The organism is Roseobacter sp. AzwK-3b (assembly GCF_000170875.1).
GTDB lineage: Bacteria > Pseudomonadota > Alphaproteobacteria > Rhodobacterales > Rhodobacteraceae > Roseovarius > Roseovarius litoreus.
This window is the reverse complement of the sequence record NZ_ABCR01000001.1, coordinates 530,278-547,804: the sequence shown is the minus strand read 5'-3', so window position 1 is coordinate 547,804 and position 17,527 is coordinate 530,278. Positions and strand designations below refer to the sequence as shown.

The window sequence follows — 17,527 nt, the reverse complement described above, 5'->3', positions numbered from 1 at the left end:
CTCGGTCAATCCACGACCCGCAAAGTCAGGTTGATGCGACCTCCTCCCGTCAAAAGGGTGGACGACCCCGGCCTGATCCTGTCGATCCCATGATAGATCAGCCGCGCGTCGCCCCCCATGACGACAACATCCCCCGATCCCAGCCAGATCGACTCGGTCTTGCCTCCACGCGTCGTGCCCCCAACCCGGAACAGCGCGTCATCCCCCAAGGAGACCGACAAGACCGGCCAACCAAAATCGGCCTCGTCGCGATCTTGGTGCATCCCCATCTTCGCCCCCTCGCGATAGACATTCACCAGACAGCAATCCGGCGCACGAAGGTCGCTCACCAGATCGCGCCAGATCGCCAGCACCTCCTCGGGGATCGGCGGCCAGGGCTGACCATCGGGATGGCGCGGCACATAGCGGTATCCGCCCCGGTCCGCATACCAGCCATACGTGCCCGCCGAGGTCATCCTGACCGACATCGGCTTGCCATAGGGCGTCATCGGCGAGAAAAGCGGCGCCTGCCGCACAACCTCTCGCAGCGCATCCCTCAGAGCCTCCTGCGCCCCGCCATCAAGCCACCCCTTGTAGATATGCACACCCCTCAGGGTCAGCGTTGGGTCCGTCATGCATCCTCCCTCATGGGCCTGTCATACAGAATTAACGACAAATTCCCGAAATCCATCCCCTCGGGCCGCTTGCAGCCCCTGATTGCCCTGCCTATATACCCGCAAAGCGTGGACGCACGGCCTCCCGTGGTCCGCCCTGAGATCGGGGGCCCGGTGCCGTAATCGGGTTGGGCGTCCGGAACATCGCCTTATTGAAGAAGGGATATAAAAATGTCCAAAGTGATCGGTATCGACCTCGGAACCACAAACAGCTGTATCGCCATCATGGATGGCAGCCAGGCCCGCGTCATCGAAAACTCTGAAGGCGCCCGTACGACGCCCTCGATCGTGGCCTTTACGGAAAACGAACGTCTCGTCGGCCAGCCTGCCAAGCGTCAGGCCGTGACCAACCCGGAAAACACCATCTTCGGCGTCAAGCGCCTGATCGGTCGTCGTGTGGACGACGTTGATCTGGCCAAGGACAAGAAGAACATGCCGTTCACGGTCGTCGATGGCGGCAATGGCGACGCATGGGTTCAGGCTCGCAGCGAGAAATACAGCCCCTCGCAGATTTCCGCCTTCATCCTCGGCAAGATGAAGGAAACCGCCGAATCCTATCTCGGCGAAGAGGTGACGCAGGCCGTCATCACCGTTCCCGCCTATTTCAATGACGCTCAGCGTCAGGCCACCAAAGACGCCGGCAAGATCGCCGGTCTCGAAGTGCTGCGAATCATCAACGAGCCGACAGCCGCCGCGCTGGCCTATGGTCTCGACAAGAAAGAAACGCAGACCATCGCCGTCTATGACCTTGGCGGCGGCACCTTCGACGTCACCGTGCTTGAGATCGACGATGGCCTGTTCGAGGTGAAAGCCACCAATGGTGACACCTTCTTGGGTGGTGAAGACTTCGACATGCGGATCGTCAACTACCTCGCCGACGAGTTCAAGAAAGAGCATGGCGTCGATCTGACCAAGGACAAGATGGCTCTGCAGCGCCTCAAGGAAGCCGCCGAGAAAGCCAAGATCGAACTGTCCAGCAGTTCGCAGACGGAAATCAACCAGCCCTTCATCTCGATGGGCTCGGACGGGCAGCCGCTGCACATGGTCATGAAACTGACCCGTGCCAAGCTCGAAAGCCTAGTGGGCGATCTCATCAAGGCCTCGATGAAGCCCTGCGCCGCGGCTCTCAAGGATGCCGGCATCTCCGCCAGCGAAATCGACGAGGTCGTTCTCGTCGGCGGCATGACCCGTATGCCCAAGGTCGTCGAGGAAGTGACCAAGTTCTTCGGCAAGGAACCCCACAAGGGCGTCAACCCCGACGAAGTCGTCGCCATGGGTGCCGCCATTCAGGCCGGCGTGCTTCAGGGTGACGTCAAGGATGTGGTCCTGCTCGACGTAACGCCGCTGTCGCTCGGCATCGAAACGCTCGGCGGTGTCTTCACCCGCCTGATCGACCGCAACACCACGATCCCGACCAACAAGTCGCAGATCTTCTCGACCGCCGAGGACAACCAGAGCGCCGTGACGATCCGTGTCTTCCAGGGCGAACGTGAAATGGCGGCCGACAACAAGATGCTCGGTCAGTTCAACCTCGAAAACATTCCGCCCGCACCGCGCGGCATACCCCAGATCGAGGTGACATTCGACATCGACGCCAACGGCATCGTCTCTGTTTCAGCCAAAGACAAGGGCACCAACAAGGAACAGAAGATCACGATCCAGGCGTCGGGCGGCCTCAGCGACGAAGACATCGAGAAGATGGTCAAGGAAGCCGAAGAAAACGCCGAGTCCGACAAGGCCCGCCGCGAGCTGATCGAATCGAAGAACCAGGCCGAAAGCCTGATCCACTCGACCGAGAAATCGCTCGAGGAACATGGCGACAAGGTGGATCCAACCACTGTCGAAGCCATCGAACTGGCGATCGCCGCTCTCAAGGACGACCTCGAGAAAGACGATATCGGGGCCGACAAGATCAAGTCCGGCATTCAGAACGTGACCGAAGCGGCCATGAAACTGGGCGAGGCGATCTACAAGGCGCAGTCCGAGGAAAACGATGGCGAGCCGTCGCCTGCGGATCGTGCCCGGTCGGATGACGACGATATCGTCGATGCCGACTTCGAGGACCTCGACGACAACAAGCGTTCGTAACGCGCCTGACGGGACCAATGGGGCCGGTCCGACCTTTGGGCCGGCCCCGTGCAGTTCCATGACCAAGGAGATCCCCGATGGCCAAACGCGACTATTATGAAGTGCTGGGTATATCGCGGGGTGCGTCTGCGGACGAGATCAAAAAGGCCTATCGTACCAAGGCCAAGGAACTTCATCCCGACCGCAACAAGGACAACCCCAACGCCGAAACCCAGTTCAAGGAAGCCGGCGAAGCCTATGACGTCCTGAAAGATCCCGACAAGAAAGCCGCCTATGACCGCTTCGGTCATGCCGCCTTCGATGGTGGCATGGGCGGCGGCGGCCCTCGGCCCGGGGGCGGTTTTGGCGGTGCGGGGCAGGGCGATTTCGCCTCGGCCTTTTCCGACGTGTTCGACGATCTGTTTGGCGATTTCATGGGCGGGCGCGGCAGTGGCGGACGCCAGCGCGCGGCGCGTGGCGCCGATCTGCGCTACAACCTGCGTGTGACGCTGGAAGACGCCTATAAGGGTATCCAGAAAACCATCAACGTGCCCACCTCCGTGGCCTGCGGCGAATGTAACGGCACCGGCGCCGAAGGCGGCTCTGAGCCGACGACCTGCCCCACCTGTTCCGGCATGGGCAAGGTTCGCGCTCAACAGGGCTTCTTCACCGTTGAACGGACCTGTCCCACCTGTTCGGGCCTCGGCCAGATTATCAAGAACCCGTGCAACGCCTGTCACGGTCAGGGCCGCGTCGACAAGGATCGCGCGCTCAACGTCAACATCCCCGCCGGCGTCGAAACCGGCACCCGCATTCGCCTCGCCGGCGAGGGCGAGGCCGGGATGCGCGGCGGCCCTCCGGGCGACCTCTATATCTTCATCGAGGTGGCCAAGCACGAGATCTTCGAGCGTGAGGAAACCAATCTCTTCTGCCGCGTGCCCGTGTCGATGACCGCCGCCGCTCTTGGCGGCGATATCGAGGTGCCCACCATCGACGGCGGGCGCTCCCGCGTGAAGATCCCCGCCGGATCGCAATCCGGGCGTCAGATGCGTTTGCGCAACAAGGGCATGCCCGCGCTGCGCGGCGGGGCAACCGGCGACATGTTCATCGAACTGGCCGTGGAAACACCGGTCAACCTGACCTCCCGCCAGAAAGAGTTGCTGCGCGAATTCGAGGCACTGTCCGAGGACAACAACCCCGAAAGCAAAAGCTTCTTCTCTTCGGTGAAAAGCTTCTGGGATTCGATGAAGTCCTGACCCGAAGCCCGGCTCTGTCGCAAATTTTTCTGATGGCTGCAAACAGGCTTCCAGCGGACATGATTATGCTGCCAGCTCCGCAAAGATCTGGAACGCCGAAGCGCCGTTGGCCGCGATTTGACCCTTGCGGATCATGTGAACGGCCTCGATGCCAGCAATGGTTGCGGCGGCCGAGTGGAACGCCTTGAAGCCCATCATCGGGGCGGTGATCCGCTTGATGAAGCGATGGTCCTGCTCAAGAATATTGTTCAAGTATTTGACCTGTCGGATCTCGACCGTGCGGCCTTTGCCGGTGAATTTCAGGATCACGTTTACCGCCTGCAGGCCGGCCAGGTTTGCGCCGCTCTTGTCGATAACGACCCTGTCGGGAACGCCGTTGATGCCGATCGCCCGATTGAAGAAGCGCCGTGCGGCAGCCAGGTCCCGGCGCTCGGACAGCATAAAATCAAGCGTTTGACCATCGCGGTCCACGGCACGGTAGAGGTAAGTCCAGCGCCCTTTCACCTTGATGTAGGTCTCATCAATTCGCCAGGATTTGGCTGTCTTGCGCTTTCTCGCCTGGGCCCGATCGGCAATGAGTGGCGCGAATTTCACCACCCATCGGTTAAGCGTGGCGTGGTCAACCGCGACGCCGCGCTCCGCAAGGATCTCTTCAAGGTCCCGGTAGGAGACTGCGTAACGAACATAGAAGAACACCGCATGCAGGATCACTGACTTCGGATAATCCACGCCCTTGAAATCGATCACGTCAACCGCCTTTTACCAACTCACTGACAATGCTCACATATTCGGGGATACCAAGGAACCCAAAACTTTGCGACAATACCCTCATGTGTGTGTGTTTAGACGGTAGATTTGCCCGACCCGAGCAGGCAAACGGCCTGACCGGACGCGGGAGACGGATGAAGCGGCGGGATCGTTTTGCCCCGCAAAACAGACCAGAGCGCAATCCGGCGGAGCGGCCGGGGAGGGACGTGCTCGCGAGGCGGGCAAACCGGGGGCCTGGGTGCAACGCCGCGCTGAGGCCACATGGCCGAATGCGCGACGGACCGAAGGGCCGTTCTCCCCTGCGACACGCGAAGCCGAGCTGGGGAGACCGGTAGGCTATTGAAGCATTTCACTTGATCGGCCTGACCGGCTTGCCAGATGAGGTAGAATTCGGTAGTCTATTGGAGCACCAAGGAGTCTGCTATGACCGTTCAAAAGCAATCTGTCAGTTTCACCGATACCGCCTACACCTTCGCAAGGGAGCTGGTCGAAGCTGGCGAGTACCCCAATATGAGTGCGGCGGTTTCGGGTGAATTGGCGAAGGCCAAGGCAGAGCGAGATCGTGAACGGTCTTTGCTCGAAGCAGAATTGGAACGCCGCCTGTCTCTGCCACTCGAGCAATGGGAACCCGTCGGTGAAACCTCCGAGGTCACTGCAGGCGCAAGGGCGCATCTTGCCGCAATGGCACCTAAGACCTAATGCGTTTTGTCAGACACCCGTTTTTCGAACGGGACCTCATCGGTATCGTCGACCATATTGTCGAAGTGACCGACGGTGACCTTGCGGCCGCGAGCCGTCGACTAGATGAAATTGATGCCCTTATCCAAAAAATCGCCGCAAACCCGCAATCTGGGACTCGGCTCGGTGGCAAGCTGGACGGATGGCTCGTGCGTCATGGCGGCGCAGGTCACCGACTGACAATCGTATTCAAACCGGATTTAGATGCCGAGCATGTTTATTTCGCTCTCGTCGCATTCGGTGGCCGGGATTGGATGAGGCTGGCCTCGGCAAGACAGGTATTCGCTGATTAGGCCTACAGCCGTAAATACTGCAGAAGTCGTTTACCGGACCTTCGCTGCGTTCGAATTGAACTGGAAATTTGCGGGACAAAGCCACCACTCATCGTTACCTTGAGAATGTCTCCTTGTATTCGCATTACAGACTTTCGCTATATTTCAGCGATGCTGCCGGTCTGATTGAAAGGCAATGCCAGAAATCGAATGCTGCAGTCTCTTTTTTAACTGTCATTGAGGACAATCAGTTCAGCACCTTGCGGCCCCTCGCAAAAGGCGGTGCACTTGTCGACAAACATTTGCACCAGTCGTCGTTTCGGTCCCGGCGGGAATCCCAGCGAAAGTGTGACGCCGGATAGTGCGCCGGACACCGGCAAGCAGCGAATTTCGCGGCCCGCATAGGGTGTCACCGCGCGTGGCCGCATGTTCAACAGCGACACCCCGATCCCGGCTGACACGAGCGAGCGCACCATTTCGGTGGAATTGGCCGTGGCGACGATGCGAAACTCTTCGCCGCTTTGTTCCAACAGATCCATGTAGTAGCTCCGCGCGGCAGGCCGGTCCAACAAGATCAGCGGCTCCCGCGCTATTTGCGAAACTGTTACAGCCCCGTTTTGCGCCATAGGGTGATCCGCAGCACACAAGCAATAGGTCGGTGCGAAGATCAGCGGTTGTGTCGCGATTTGAGGGTTGGGCAGCTCGGCCACAAAGATTATTACGTCAAACTGACCGTCCAGCAGCCCCTTCTGGACGGATGTATTGTCGCCTTCGGTCAATGACAGCGTAACCTCGGGGTGGGCGGCAAGCAGCGGCGCGCAGATTTCTGGCAAGAACGCTGGCGCGATCGGAGCGTTGAAGCCGATCGACAACGTCCCGGAAAGACCTGATTGCAGGTCGGATACACCGGTCAGCAAGGCGTCATAGCGTTCCAACAGGTCATCCACGCGTCGCTGCACATCGCGCCCCGCCAACGTCGGAAAGACCCCTTTCGCCCGTGCCCGCGTCACCAATGCGACGCCAAAGGCCTCTTCGGCCTAGTTGAGTGCAGAGGCAATCGCCGACGGTGCGACGCGCATCGCTTCTGCCGCCGCTGTGATGCTTCCCAGTTTCAACGCCGCCTGAAGGTAGCGCATCGCGCGTAGGGATAGAACCATGCTGAAACCTCTGAATTTAAGATGTAATATAGCTTATTAAACTATTTTTCAAAGCATCGTCTATTTGCAATTGTGAATGCGAGCGCAATCGGGAGCCGTGCCATGAAAACCAGAACCAGAGTTGTCGTCATCGGCGGCGGCATTGCAGGTTGCTCGACGCTCTATCACCTCACACAGGAAGGCTGGACCGACGTGGTTCTGGTGGAACGCAATGAGTTGACCAGCGGCACGACGTGGCATTCGGCGGCGCAGGTCACCAATTTCGGGATGACCCAGACGATGGTTGGCCTCAAGTCCCACTCGATCAAGCTCTATCAGGAGCTGGCCGCGGACCCGGACTACCCGATCAACTACCACCACGGAGACGGTGGCATCCGCCTTGCCAACACGCCCGAGCAGATGCAGGGCTACCGCCACTTCGCGTCGATGGCGCGGGGCATGGGCGTGGAGTATGAAATCCTCGACCCCGCCGAATGCGCGCGGCGTCACCCGCTGATTACAACGGACCGGCTTCTGGGCGGGCTATGGGACGGGATGGACGGCGACATCGACCCTGCGCAGTTGTGTCAGGCGCTGGCGCGCCGCGCGCGCAATGCCGGGGCGGAAGTTTATCGCAACACGCCCGTCACCGCCCTGACCCAGCACAAGGACAACACCTGGAGGTATTGTCGCAAAGTTTTGGGTTCCTTGGTATCCCCGAATATGTGAGCATTGTCAGTGAGTTGGTAAAAGGCGGTTGACGTGATCGATTTCAAGGGCGTGGATTATCCGAAGTCAGTGATCCTGCATGCGGTGTTCTTCTATGTTCGTTACGCAGTCTCCTACCGGGACCTTGAAGAGATCCTTGCGGAGCGCGGCGTCGCGGTTGACCACGCCACGCTTAACCGATGGGTGGTGAAATTCGCGCCACTCATTGCCGATCGGGCCCAGGCGAGAAAGCGCAAGACAGCCAAATCCTGGCGAATTGATGAGACCTACATCAAGGTGAAAGGGCGCTGGACTTACCTCTACCGTGCCGTGGACCGCGATGGTCAAACGCTTGATTTTATGCTGTCCGAGCGCCGGGACCTGGCTGCCGCACGGCGCTTCTTCAATCGGGCGATCGGCATCAACGGCGTTCCCGACAGGGTCGTTATCGACAAGAGCGGCGCAAACCTGGCCGGCCTGCAGGCGGTAAACGTGATCCTGAAATTCACCGGCAAAGGCCGCACGGTCGAGATCCGACAGGTCAAATACTTGAACAATATTCTTGAGCAGGACCATCGCTTCATCAAGCGGATCACCGCCCCGATGATGGGCTTCAAGGCGTTCCACTCGGCCGCCGCAACCATTGCTGGCATCGAGGCCGTTCACATGATCCGCAAGGGTCAAATCGCGGCCAACGGCGCTTCGGCGTTCCAGATCTTTGCGGAGCTGGCAGCATAATCATGTCCGCTGGAAGCCTGTTTGCAGCCATCAGAAAAATTTGCGACAGAGCCCGAAGCCCACCGATCCTGCTCCGGGGCGCGCCGCATTGGCGCGCCCTTTTTCTTTGCCCGGTTACTTTGCCTGACAGTAAATGGTTAACGCCCAACGGCACCGACATGATACCGACGCAATACCGACGTGATACCGATGCGCTTTTCGGGCCGCTGTTAACGCTTTTCTAACCCTCGCGCGCCACTCTCCGGATATGTCCGATCCGCATGCCTTTTCCGATCTGCCGCTGCCGCTTTTCGCCGCAGACACCTCGCCTCCCGGCAGCCTCCCCCCCGGCGGGCGCCTGCCCTCCTATATCCGCGATCATCGCAAACGGTTGCGCGACAGGTTCCTGTCGGGCGGTGCTGCCGCGATGCCGGATTACGAGCTTCTGGAACTGGTGCTTTTTCGGGCCATCCCGCGCCGGGATGTCAAACCTCTGGCCCGCCAACTCCTTGATAGATTTGGTGATTTCAACGCCGTCATCTCTGCCTCCGCCGCCCAACTGACCGAAGTGCCGGGCATCGGCGACGCCGTGATCTGCGAGCTCAAGATCATCGAGGCTGCGGCCCACCGCCTGTCTCGTGCGCGCGTCCTGCAGCGGCCGGTCATCTCGTCCTGGGATGCGCTTCTGGACTATTGCCACACCACCATGGCCCACCGTGAAACCGAACAATTCCGCGTCTTCTATCTCGATCGCAAGAACATCCTCATCGCCGATGAGGCGCAGGCCAACGGCACCGTCGATCACGTCCCCGTCTATCCGCGCGAAGTGGTCAAGCGCGCCCTGCACCTCAATGCCAGTGCCTTGATTCTAGTGCATAATCACCCATCAGGTGACCCCACCCCATCCGAGTCCGACATCCACATGACCCACCAGATTCAGACCGCTGCCCAAGCCTTGGGGCTGACCTTGCACGACCATCTCATCATCGGCAAATCCTGCGAGATCAGCTTTCGCGCCCAAGGCTATCTCTAGCGCACCCAGACCTCTACGCGCCGGTTCACCTGCCGCCCCCATTCACTGTCATCGCAGGCCATCGGCATCGCCTCACCAAAGGCTGCTGTCTCAATCGTGATCCGCGACAGATTGGCCGTCTCCGCCGCCGCGATCACCGCCGTCTTCACCGCCTCGGCGCGCTGCTCGGCAATCCGCCTGTTGCCCGCCGCTGGCCCTTCACCATCGCTAAATCCCACAAAAACAAGCCTGCGCGCGTCATAAAGCCCAATCTCCAACGCCCGGGCAAGCTGCTGCACATTCGACCGCGACTGCGCATCCAGCCGCGCCGACCCGGCCTCGAAACGGAATGTCGTCGTCAACCGCCTGAGCGGCGAGAGCAGCGCCACCATGCGCTGCAGCTCCTCCAGCCCCACCTCGCTGCCCGCTTGTGTGATGGCATTGGCGAACCGATCACCCTGTGCGTTGATCTCGATTTCCTCCGGCGCCTGATCCACGAATCCCGCCCGCCGCACCACAAGCTGTGCCGACGGATCGCGCAGATACGTCAGAAACTCCCTGACCAGCTTGGGAAACCGCCGCGCCGGCATATACAGGAAAAGCGGCGCGGTCAGCGGATAATCTTCGGTCTTGACGGCCCGGCGCGTCGCCCTGAGCGTGAACCCGCACGTGCCCCTCAAGGCCAAGGTCCATGTATTCCCGGTCTCCGAACGGCTGGTCACACCCAACCCGAAAGGATCACCCGCCACCGCCTCTATCAGGGCCTGACCATCGGCATGGCGTATCGCACCCTCCACCAGCGCCCCACCCCGCGCCGCCAGCAAGCGATCCTGCGTCGCCTGTCCGATGCCCGATTTTTCAGTGACGACATGCACCGTTATCGGCGCATCGGGGCCTCCGATATCCGACCAGTTGGTGATTTCACCCGCCAGAACAGCGGCCAGTTGCGGCGTGGTTATCGCCTGTAGGGGATTGCTCGGGGCGACAATAGGCACCAGCGCATCCAGCGCCACGATCATACTGCGACCGCGCGCGTTCAAATCCCCCAGGCCCAGCTCTTCGGCGCGCCTCACCTCGTCGTCGCGGACCTCGCGCATGGACATGACGATATCGGTCGCATCAACCAGCAAATCGGCGAAACCCTCATCGCTCGTCGACAGATTCAGAGTGAACTCTCCCACCAGGGCACCGCTTTGCGCATTGGTCAGACCATAGACATATTGCCCATCCTCAAGGCTGGTTCGGCTCAGCTCGTACTCATACCGGATCGCGAAAGCCTCGAGCAACGCAGGGATCAGGACACGCCCGATAACGGGGGCACCAGACAGGGTAACGCGCGCCACGAAATCCTCGAGATTGGGGCATCCCGGACCCTCGCACAGCACTCCCGAGCCATCGACCGTCAATTCACCGAAAATGGTATCGACCCGGTAGAACTCACCATCAAACCCCAAAAGATTACCAGAGATTTCCACATCTCCGTCGCGCGACGTGAGTGTCACATCCTGAGCATTCACCGACAGGCCCGTTCCGATCGTAAAAAGTGCGGCGATCATCGCCGCACGTACTGGTCTCATGGATTGGCCCTCGATTGCTGCGATTTAGTTCCGCGCGATCTTCAGGTCATTGACGATGTTTTTCAACACCAGAAAGTCTCCCGTGGCGTCGCATTGCGGCATCGCCAGCGAAATCTCCTGTATGGATGGCGTCTCGCCCTGCAGGATCGTGATCGTCTGCGCGTCGATATCCCGGCCACAGGTGTGCGCCGTGACCTCGGCCTCGACACTCAGGGTCACCTCACCCGGACGGACCGCGATGGCCGATGGAAACGTATAGATCTCCGCCATGCGCCCGTTCCCGGCGTCCTGTGTGCCAAGCCGCGTGATAAACCCGCCTTCCCCGGCGGCCGCAACCGACATATCCCGTGCCGCATCGGCCCAGACATGCCCGTCATCACCATAGCTTGCGCCATATTCCCGCGCATGGATCTGCATACCGCTATGGCCGCTCCATTGCACTACGACCCGGTCATAAAAAGACACCGAGGTCACATCGACATTCACCAGCGCACCTTCGCCATTACCGAACGCAGCGATATAAAGCGCGTTTTCCGCAAGGGCCGGCACCGTCATGTTCCATCGACCCTCGGCATCGGTGACCCCGGTGAACATCATGCCTTGATGATGCAGCGTGAAGCTTTCATTGGGCAGGCAAGCGGCATCCAGCGCAAGGTCAACCATCGCGGCGGCCGTGACAGCCCCGGTCAGCGTCAAGTCACAGTCGAAAGACGGAGGGGCCTGTTCGACCGGAAGATCAAGGGCCGGGGTCTGCTCGAGACTTGCGTTGACGAAGGCGGAAGCGTCCAGCGATCTGTCCGGCAGCGGCATGGGCTGCGGCGCCGCGGGCGGCATCTCGGGCAACGCCGATGTCAGCGTCACATCCGATAGATCAAGCGGCGGCTCGGGGTTCTCGGCGGCCTGAGCCGCTCCTGTCACCGCCAGCGGCGTCGTGGGCCCTGTTGCCGCGACGCTTGCCTTCGGTATCGCTGCTGCGCCTGCCTGCGATGGCTCTGGCGTCTCCGCCACACTCTGCATGATGAACCCGGTTGTCAGGGCACATGCAAATGTGCCGCCTGCCATCAGGTACCGTCTTAACTTCGACATGATCCGTGCCTCGCACCTACACTACGAGGTCAGGAATATTCCGGAAAAACGGCGCCCCTATGGCGCTGTCAAGGAGTCATTCGGGCCAAACCGGGTCAGGCAAGCCGCCCGTGGCAATGCTTGAACTTCTTGCCAGACCCACAAGGACACATCTGATTGCGGCCCGGATTGCCCCAGGTAGCTGGGTCATTTTCATCAAAGCCAGGCGCTGCATCCTCAGCCGAAACCATGTCCTGATCCGCTGATGGTGCCGCAGCCGCTTCCATTGCGGCACGCTGCCTGAGAAGCTCATCCATCATGGATTTCTGCTCTTCTTCGGTCATCGGCCGGATCTGCGACAATTTTTGCGTCACATCCTGACGCAGACTGTTCAGCATGGTCTCGAAGAGCTGGAACGCTTCGTTCTTGTATTCGTTCAGCGGATCGCGTTGCGCATAGCCCCGGAAGCCCACGACGCTCCGCAAATGCTCGAGCGTCAGAAGATGCTCACGCCACTTGGTGTCGATGGCCTGCAGCAGGATCTGCTTTTCAACCGACCGCATCGTGTCAGGGCCGAAGGCGGCCGCTTTCTGCGCCATCATCTCGTCCGCGGCCTTTTCAAGGCGTTCCGCGATATCCTCGTCGTCCACGCCCTCTTCGTCGGCCCATGCGACGACCGGCAGGTCCATGCTCAACTGGTCCTTCACGGCAGCATGAAGACCCTCGGTATCCCACTGATCGGCATAGGTCTTGGGCGGCATGTAGGTGTCGACCAGATCGTCGATCACTTCGCTGCGCATGTCCTGCACGATCTCCGACAGGTCCTCGGCCTTCATGATGTCCAGCCGCTGCTTGAAGATCACCTTGCGCTGCTCGTTCATCACATCGTCGAACTTGAGCAATTGCTTGCGGATGTCGAAGTTGCGCCCTTCGACCTTGGCTTGCGCGCGCTCCAGCGATTTGTTGACCCACGGGTGCACGATCGCCTCGCCTTCCTTCATGCCAAGCGTCGACAGCACTTTTTCCAGCCGCTCCGATCCGAAAATACGCATCAGATCGTCTTCAAGGCTCAGGAAAAACGCCGAACGCCCCGGATCGCCCTGCCGCCCCGACCGGCCGCGCAACTGGTTGTCGATCCGGCGGCTTTCGTGCCGTTCGGTGGCCAGAACGAACAGACCGCCCGCGTCGATCACGGCCTTTTCGTCATCGGCGTGTTCGGCCTCGATGCGGGCGCGCAGCTCTTCGGGGTCGGCTTCGGGATTGGCGGCAATCGCCTCCATCACCTTGAACTCGACATTCCCGCCCAATTTGATGTCGGTACCGCGGCCCGCCATGTTGGTGGCGATGGTCACGGCGCCCAGCTTGCCGGCATCGGCGACGATCTGCGCCTCCTGCTCATGCTGGCGCGCGTTGAGCACGTTGTGAGTGATCCCGGCAGAGGTCAGCAACCGGCTGAGCATTTCCGACTTCTCGATCGAGGTGGTCCCCACAAGGATCGGCTGACCCTTGTCATGGGCTTCGCGGATCGTCTCGACGATAGCATCGAACTTTTCCTGCGCCGTGCGGTAAACGGCGTCATCCTCGTCGATACGGGCGATCGGCTTGTTGGTCGGCACTTCGACCACACCCAACCCGTAGATCTCGGAAAATTCCTCGGCTTCGGTGACAGCGGTCCCGGTCATGCCAGACAGCTTTTCATACAGGCGGAAATAATTCTGGAAGGTGACACTGGCGAGGGTCACGTTCTCAGGCTGGATCTTGCAGCCTTCCTTGGCCTCGATCGCCTGATGCAGCCCGTCCGACAAGCGTCGGCCCGCCATCATCCGTCCGGTGAATTCGTCGATCAGAACAACCTCGCCATCGCGAACGATGTAATCCTTGTCCTTCAGGAACAGCTTGTGCGCGCGCAGACCCTGATTGACGTGATGCACGATGGTCGTGCTCTCCGGATCATAAAGCGACTGCCCCTGATCCAGCAGACCGCGGTCGTGCAGAACCTCTTCCAGATATTCGTTCCCCTCGTCGGTGAAGGTCACGTTGCGGGTTTTTTCGTCGATCTTGTAATGCTCTTCGTTCAGCAGCGGGATCAGCTCGTTGATGCTGACATAAAGCTCGCTGCGATCCTGTGCCGGACCGGAAATGATAAGCGGCGTGCGCGCCTCGTCGATCAGGATACTGTCCACCTCGTCCACGATGGCGAAATAATGGTTCTTCTGATTCATCTCCTCGAGCGACGATTTCATGTTGTCGCGCAGATAATCGAACCCAAGCTCGTTGTTGGTGGCATAGGTCACGTCCGACGCATAGGCCTGCTGTTTCTCGGACTCGGGCTGCTGCGGGTAAACCACGCCTGTGGTCATGCCCAAGGCGGCATAGACCTTGCCCATCCATTCGGCATCGCGCTTGGCCAGATAGTCGTTGACCGTTACGATATGCACACCCTTGCCCGTCAGCGCGTTGAGGTAGCCGGGAAACGTCGACACCAGCGTCTTGCCCTCGCCGGTCTTCATCTCGCTGATATTGCCCTGATGCAGGAAAATGCCGCCCATCAACTGCACATCGAAGGCGCGCAATCCAAGCGCTCTTTTTGCCGCCTCCCGACAGTTCGCAAAGGCTTCGGGCAGAAGGGCGTCAAGGCTTTCGCCCTCTGCGAGTCGCTTCTTGAATTCCTGGGTCTTTTCGATAAGCCCCGCGTCACTCAACGCTTCGTACTCAGGCTCTAGCGCGTTGATCTTCTCGACCAGCGGGCGTGTCGCCTTGATCTTGCGGTCATTCGGGGTGCCGAAGATCTTCCTGGCGACAGTTCCAATACCCAGCATATCCAATCCGTTCCGGTGTTTGCACTTGTCAGTGAGAGGCAATTGCTTGCCCCGCCTTCCGCACCACCCTAGAAAGGCACAGAATGGCGGTGTCTTGGTCCAAAGCCGATGTAAGGGGCCGCCGTTAGAGTGTCAACGTCGCGCAGGCGCGCGTCACCCAACGCAGCACTGCAAAGGAAAGACTTCATGACCTTCCGTACCAAGCTTTTCCCGGCCCTCGCGATTGTCGCAGCGGTCGGTTTCGCGCAAGCCCCGGCAGCTCAGGACAGCCCGGATATCGATACCGTTCTGGCCACTGTGAACGGCACGGATATCACCTTGGGCCACATGATCGCGCTGCGCGCCAGCCTGCCTGCGCAATATGGCCAGCTGCCGCCGGAAATCCTGTTCAACGGCATTCTCGATCAGCTGATTCAGCAAACCCTCCTCATGCAAAGCTTCGAGGGCGAAGTGTCCAAGCGCAGCGCCCTGGTGCTTGAAAATGAACGCCGCGCGATCCTCGCCACCGAGGTTATCGAAAAAGTGATGCAAGGCGCTCTGACCGACGCCGACATACAAGCCGCCTACGAAGAGCGTTATGCCAGCGCCGGCCAAGAGACCGAATACAAGGCCGCGCATATCCTTGTCGAAACCGAGGAAACAGCTCGCGATCTGATCGCCCAACTGGAAGGCGGCGCCGACTTCGCCACTCTTGCCCGCGAGAATTCGACCGGCCCCTCTGGCCCCAATGGCGGCGATCTGGGCTGGTTTGGCCCCGGTGTCATGGTCGAGTCGTTCTTCAACGCCGTGGCAAGCCTCGAGCCGGGACAGGTCTCCGAGCCGGTGCAGACCCAATTCGGATGGCATGTCATCAAGCTGAATGAAACCCGGCTTACCGAAACACCCCCGCTGGAAGAGGTCCGCGCCGAGATCGAAGAAACTCTTCAGCAGGAAAAATTCGACGCCCATGTCGACACCCTGACCGACCAAGCCACGATCGAACGTAGCGATGCATCGGGTATCGCGCCGGAAACGATCAACAATCTCGATCTTCTGGAGAACTGACAAATGGGCGCAAAGCCTCCGCTGTCCCCGCTTGCTCCTGCCTCTTTTCCCGATCTTCCGCATATCGCCGGGGTGCGCTTTGCAACCGCTCAAGCCGGGGTGCGCTACAAGGGCCGCGAAGACGTGATGCTGGCCGTTCTGGCCCCCGGCACGGCCATGGCCGGGGCCTTCACGCGCTCGGCGACGCGGTCTTCGGCAGTGCTCGATTGCCAGCGGAAAATCGGGCAGCACAACAGCGCCGGGGCGGCGATCCTCGTCAATTCGGGCAACGCAAACGCCTTTACCGGGCGCCATGGCGATGCATCGGTCAAGGCGGTGACCGATGCCGCTGCAAAGGCTCTGAACCTGCCCGAAACGCGGATTTTCACCTCATCCACCGGTGTCATCGGCGAGCCGTTGCCGCATGACCGCATCACCGCCAAACTCGATGAGCTGTCAGCCAACTTGGCCCCCGACGCGATCGACGCCGCCGCGCGCGCCATAATGACCACCGACACCTTCGCCAAGGGGTCTGGCACAACCGTCACGATCGACGGGCAAAACGTCCATATCGCCGGTATCGCCAAGGGATCGGGCATGATCGCGCCGGACATGGCGACCATGCTGGTCTATATCTTCACCGATGCGGTGATCGACCAGCCGGTGTTGCAATCCATGGTCACCGCGCTGAACCGCACCACCTTCAACTGCATCACCGTCGACAGCGACACATCGACCTCGGATACACTTCTGGTGGCGGCCACCGGCGCGTCCGGCATCCGGGTCACCGACGAAAGCATCGGCTTCATGGCTGGTCTGCGCCAGGTCATGCTCGATCTCGCCCATCAGGTCGTGCGCGACGGCGAAGGCGCCACGAAATTCGTCGAGGTGTCGGTGACCGGCGCCGCCAGCGACACCGACGCCCATACCCACGCCATGGCCATCGCCAATTCGCCGCTGGTCAAGACGGCCATCGTCGGCGAAGATCCCAATTGGGGGCGGATCGTCATGGCCATCGGCAAATCCGGCGCGCGGGCCGACCGGGACACGCTGTCCATCTGGTTCGGGCATATCCGCGTGGCCCGCGATGGCTGGGTCGATCCCGATTACGACGAGGCAGACGCGGCCCTCTACATGAAACAGCAAGAGCTCGTGATCCATGTCAATCTCGGTCTTGGCGGCGGCACGGCGGTTGTCTGGACCTGCGATCTGACCCATGGCTATATCGACATCAACGCCGATTACCGCTCATGAAGACCGTGCTTGTTTCTGCCGTGGCACTTATCGACGTTGATGGCCGCATTCTTCTCACGCAACGTCCCGAGGGCAAGTCGATGGCTGGCCTGTGGGAGTTTCCGGGCGGCAAGGTGGAGCCGGGCGAAACGCCCGAACATGCGCTGATCCGCGAACTTGAAGAGGAATTGGGCATCAACACCTGGCAAAGCTGTCTCGCGCCCCTGACCTTCGCCAGCCACAGCTATGACGATTTCCACTTGCTGATGCCGCTCTTCGCCTGTCGCAAATGGGACGGAACCCCGCAGGGGCGCGAGGGGCAGACCCTGAAATGGGTCAAACCGAATGCCCTGCGCGACTATCCCATGCCGCCTGCGGACATTCCCCTGATCCCGATCCTGCGCGACTGGCTGTAGGACCGTCCTGCAAAATGCGAAAAGGGGCCGCCCTTGGGCAGCCCCTTTCAAATTTTCGTTGATATCA

Annotated in this window: 17 protein-coding genes; 10 read left to right on the top strand and 7 right to left on the bottom strand. The window is 60.3% G+C overall.

The genetic code is table 11. The annotated features are described in order from the left end of the window. Positions 1-5: 5 nt before the first annotated feature. On the bottom strand, positions 6-614 hold the full coding sequence (locus tag RAZWK3B_RS02495) for an alpha-ketoglutarate-dependent dioxygenase AlkB family protein (RefSeq protein ID WP_007811886.1): 609 nt from the start codon (positions 612-614) through the stop codon (positions 6-8). Between the two features lie 210 nt (positions 615-824). Here RAZWK3B_RS02495 and dnaK point away from each other — a divergent pair, with 210 nt between their 5' ends. After that, positions 825-2,741, top strand: a complete 1,917-nt coding sequence (gene dnaK / locus RAZWK3B_RS02490; RefSeq protein WP_007811885.1) for a molecular chaperone DnaK — start codon at positions 825-827, stop codon at positions 2,739-2,741. 77 nt (positions 2,742-2,818) lie between these two features. Continuing rightward, complete coding sequence (gene dnaJ / locus RAZWK3B_RS02485; protein ID WP_007811884.1) at positions 2,819-3,976, top strand: molecular chaperone DnaJ; 1,158 nt, start codon at positions 2,819-2,821, stop codon at positions 3,974-3,976. Between the two features lie 63 nt (positions 3,977-4,039). Here dnaJ and RAZWK3B_RS02480 read toward each other — a convergent pair whose 3' ends face one another. After that, positions 4,040-4,723 carry an IS6 family transposase gene (locus RAZWK3B_RS02480; RefSeq protein WP_007811879.1) on the bottom strand — a complete coding sequence of 228 codons (684 nt, stop codon included), beginning with the start codon at positions 4,721-4,723 and terminating at the stop codon, positions 4,040-4,042. Between the two features lie 444 nt (positions 4,724-5,167). On the opposite strand from RAZWK3B_RS02480, the gene RAZWK3B_RS02475 reads away from it, so the two are divergent. Together RAZWK3B_RS02475 and RAZWK3B_RS02470 are read left to right on the top strand one after the other, a co-directional pair. Continuing rightward, entirely contained in the window at positions 5,168-5,443 is a 276-nt protein-coding gene (locus tag RAZWK3B_RS02475) for a hypothetical protein (RefSeq protein ID WP_007811883.1), read from the top strand. Beyond that, on the top strand, positions 5,443-5,775 hold the full coding sequence (locus RAZWK3B_RS02470) for a type II toxin-antitoxin system RelE/ParE family toxin (RefSeq protein WP_007811882.1): 333 nt from the start codon (positions 5,443-5,445) through the stop codon (positions 5,773-5,775). The genes RAZWK3B_RS02475 and RAZWK3B_RS02470 overlap by 1 nt, the downstream gene beginning before the upstream one ends. Positions 5,776-5,981: 206 nt before the next feature. On the opposite strand, the gene RAZWK3B_RS02465 is transcribed toward RAZWK3B_RS02470, so the two are convergent. Both RAZWK3B_RS02465 and RAZWK3B_RS21905 read right to left on the bottom strand, forming a co-directional pair. Further along, positions 5,982-6,764: a LysR substrate-binding domain-containing protein gene (locus RAZWK3B_RS02465; protein WP_198133231.1), complete on the bottom strand. Its 783-nt coding sequence runs from the start codon at positions 6,762-6,764 to the stop codon at positions 5,982-5,984. Between the two features lie 27 nt (positions 6,765-6,791). Beyond that, complete coding sequence (locus tag RAZWK3B_RS21905; protein WP_353611279.1) at positions 6,792-6,890, bottom strand: helix-turn-helix domain-containing protein; 99 nt, start codon at positions 6,888-6,890, stop codon at positions 6,792-6,794. Between the two features lie 123 nt (positions 6,891-7,013). On the opposite strand from RAZWK3B_RS21905, the gene RAZWK3B_RS02460 reads away from it, so the two are divergent. From RAZWK3B_RS02460 to radC, 3 genes are all read left to right on the top strand, one after another. Next, complete coding sequence (locus RAZWK3B_RS02460; RefSeq protein WP_007811880.1) at positions 7,014-7,619, top strand: NAD(P)/FAD-dependent oxidoreductase; 606 nt, start codon at positions 7,014-7,016, stop codon at positions 7,617-7,619. A 33-nt stretch (positions 7,620-7,652) separates the two neighbouring features. After that, on the top strand, positions 7,653-8,336 hold the full coding sequence (locus RAZWK3B_RS02455) for an IS6 family transposase (protein ID WP_007811879.1): 684 nt from the start codon (positions 7,653-7,655) through the stop codon (positions 8,334-8,336). A gap of 247 nt (positions 8,337-8,583) precedes the next feature. Next, a complete protein-coding gene (radC, locus tag RAZWK3B_RS02450) occupies positions 8,584-9,348 on the top strand; it encodes a RadC family protein (RefSeq protein WP_007811878.1) in 765 nt (254 codons plus the stop codon). On the opposite strand, the gene RAZWK3B_RS02445 is transcribed toward radC, so the two are convergent. From RAZWK3B_RS02445 to secA, 3 genes are all read right to left on the bottom strand, one after another. Next, complete coding sequence (locus RAZWK3B_RS02445; RefSeq protein WP_037294807.1) at positions 9,345-10,904, bottom strand: substrate-binding domain-containing protein; 1,560 nt, start codon at positions 10,902-10,904, stop codon at positions 9,345-9,347. The genes radC and RAZWK3B_RS02445 overlap by 4 nt on opposite strands. Positions 10,905-10,928: 24 nt before the next feature. Continuing rightward, entirely contained in the window at positions 10,929-11,990 is a 1,062-nt protein-coding gene (locus tag RAZWK3B_RS02440) for a hypothetical protein (protein ID WP_037294806.1), read from the bottom strand. 95 nt (positions 11,991-12,085) lie between these two features. Further along, the gene (secA, locus tag RAZWK3B_RS02435; RefSeq protein WP_007811874.1) at positions 12,086-14,788 is read right to left on the bottom strand and encodes a preprotein translocase subunit SecA; all 2,703 of its coding nucleotides are present in this window, start codon (positions 14,786-14,788) and stop codon (positions 12,086-12,088) included. A 186-nt stretch (positions 14,789-14,974) separates the two neighbouring features. Here secA and RAZWK3B_RS02430 point away from each other — a divergent pair, with 186 nt between their 5' ends. The 3 genes from RAZWK3B_RS02430 to mutT are packed head-to-tail and all read left to right on the top strand — an operon-like array spanning position 14,975 to position 17,460. After that, on the top strand, positions 14,975-15,832 hold the full coding sequence (locus RAZWK3B_RS02430) for a peptidylprolyl isomerase (RefSeq protein ID WP_007811872.1): 858 nt from the start codon (positions 14,975-14,977) through the stop codon (positions 15,830-15,832). Between the two features lie 3 nt (positions 15,833-15,835). Then, positions 15,836-17,065: a bifunctional glutamate N-acetyltransferase/amino-acid acetyltransferase ArgJ gene (gene argJ, locus RAZWK3B_RS02425; RefSeq protein ID WP_007811870.1), complete on the top strand. Its 1,230-nt coding sequence runs from the start codon at positions 15,836-15,838 to the stop codon at positions 17,063-17,065. Further along, a complete protein-coding gene (gene mutT / locus RAZWK3B_RS02420; RefSeq protein WP_007811869.1) occupies positions 17,062-17,460 on the top strand; it encodes an 8-oxo-dGTP diphosphatase MutT in 399 nt (132 codons plus the stop codon). Before argJ ends, mutT begins: the two co-directional genes overlap by 4 nt. The last annotated feature ends 67 nt before the right edge of the window (positions 17,461-17,527 follow it).

Excerpts from the sequence above, each read along its gene's own strand:
- RAZWK3B_RS02495 (WP_007811886.1), bottom strand. The coding sequence starts at position 614 with ATGACGGACCCAACGCTGACCCTGAGGGGTGTGCATATCTACAAGGGG.
- dnaK (WP_007811885.1), top strand. The coding sequence starts at position 825 with ATGTCCAAAGTGATCGGTATCGACCTCGGAACCACAAACAGCTGTATC.
- dnaJ (WP_007811884.1), top strand. The coding sequence starts at position 2,819 with ATGGCCAAACGCGACTATTATGAAGTGCTGGGTATATCGCGGGGTGCG.
- RAZWK3B_RS02475 (WP_007811883.1), top strand. The coding sequence starts at position 5,168 with ATGACCGTTCAAAAGCAATCTGTCAGTTTCACCGATACCGCCTACACC.
- RAZWK3B_RS02470 (WP_007811882.1), top strand. The coding sequence starts at position 5,443 with ATGCGTTTTGTCAGACACCCGTTTTTCGAACGGGACCTCATCGGTATC.
- RAZWK3B_RS21905 (WP_353611279.1), bottom strand. The coding sequence starts at position 6,890 with ATGCGCTACCTTCAGGCGGCGTTGAAACTGGGAAGCATCACAGCGGCG.
- RAZWK3B_RS02460 (WP_007811880.1), top strand. The coding sequence starts at position 7,014 with ATGAAAACCAGAACCAGAGTTGTCGTCATCGGCGGCGGCATTGCAGGT.
- radC (WP_007811878.1), top strand. The coding sequence starts at position 8,584 with ATGTCCGATCCGCATGCCTTTTCCGATCTGCCGCTGCCGCTTTTCGCC.
- RAZWK3B_RS02445 (WP_037294807.1), bottom strand. The coding sequence starts at position 10,904 with ATGAGACCAGTACGTGCGGCGATGATCGCCGCACTTTTTACGATCGGA.
- RAZWK3B_RS02440 (WP_037294806.1), bottom strand. The coding sequence starts at position 11,990 with ATGTCGAAGTTAAGACGGTACCTGATGGCAGGCGGCACATTTGCATGT.
- secA (WP_007811874.1), bottom strand. The coding sequence starts at position 14,788 with ATGCTGGGTATTGGAACTGTCGCCAGGAAGATCTTCGGCACCCCGAAT.
- RAZWK3B_RS02430 (WP_007811872.1), top strand. The coding sequence starts at position 14,975 with ATGACCTTCCGTACCAAGCTTTTCCCGGCCCTCGCGATTGTCGCAGCG.
- argJ (WP_007811870.1), top strand. The coding sequence starts at position 15,836 with ATGGGCGCAAAGCCTCCGCTGTCCCCGCTTGCTCCTGCCTCTTTTCCC.
- mutT (WP_007811869.1), top strand. The coding sequence starts at position 17,062 with ATGAAGACCGTGCTTGTTTCTGCCGTGGCACTTATCGACGTTGATGGC.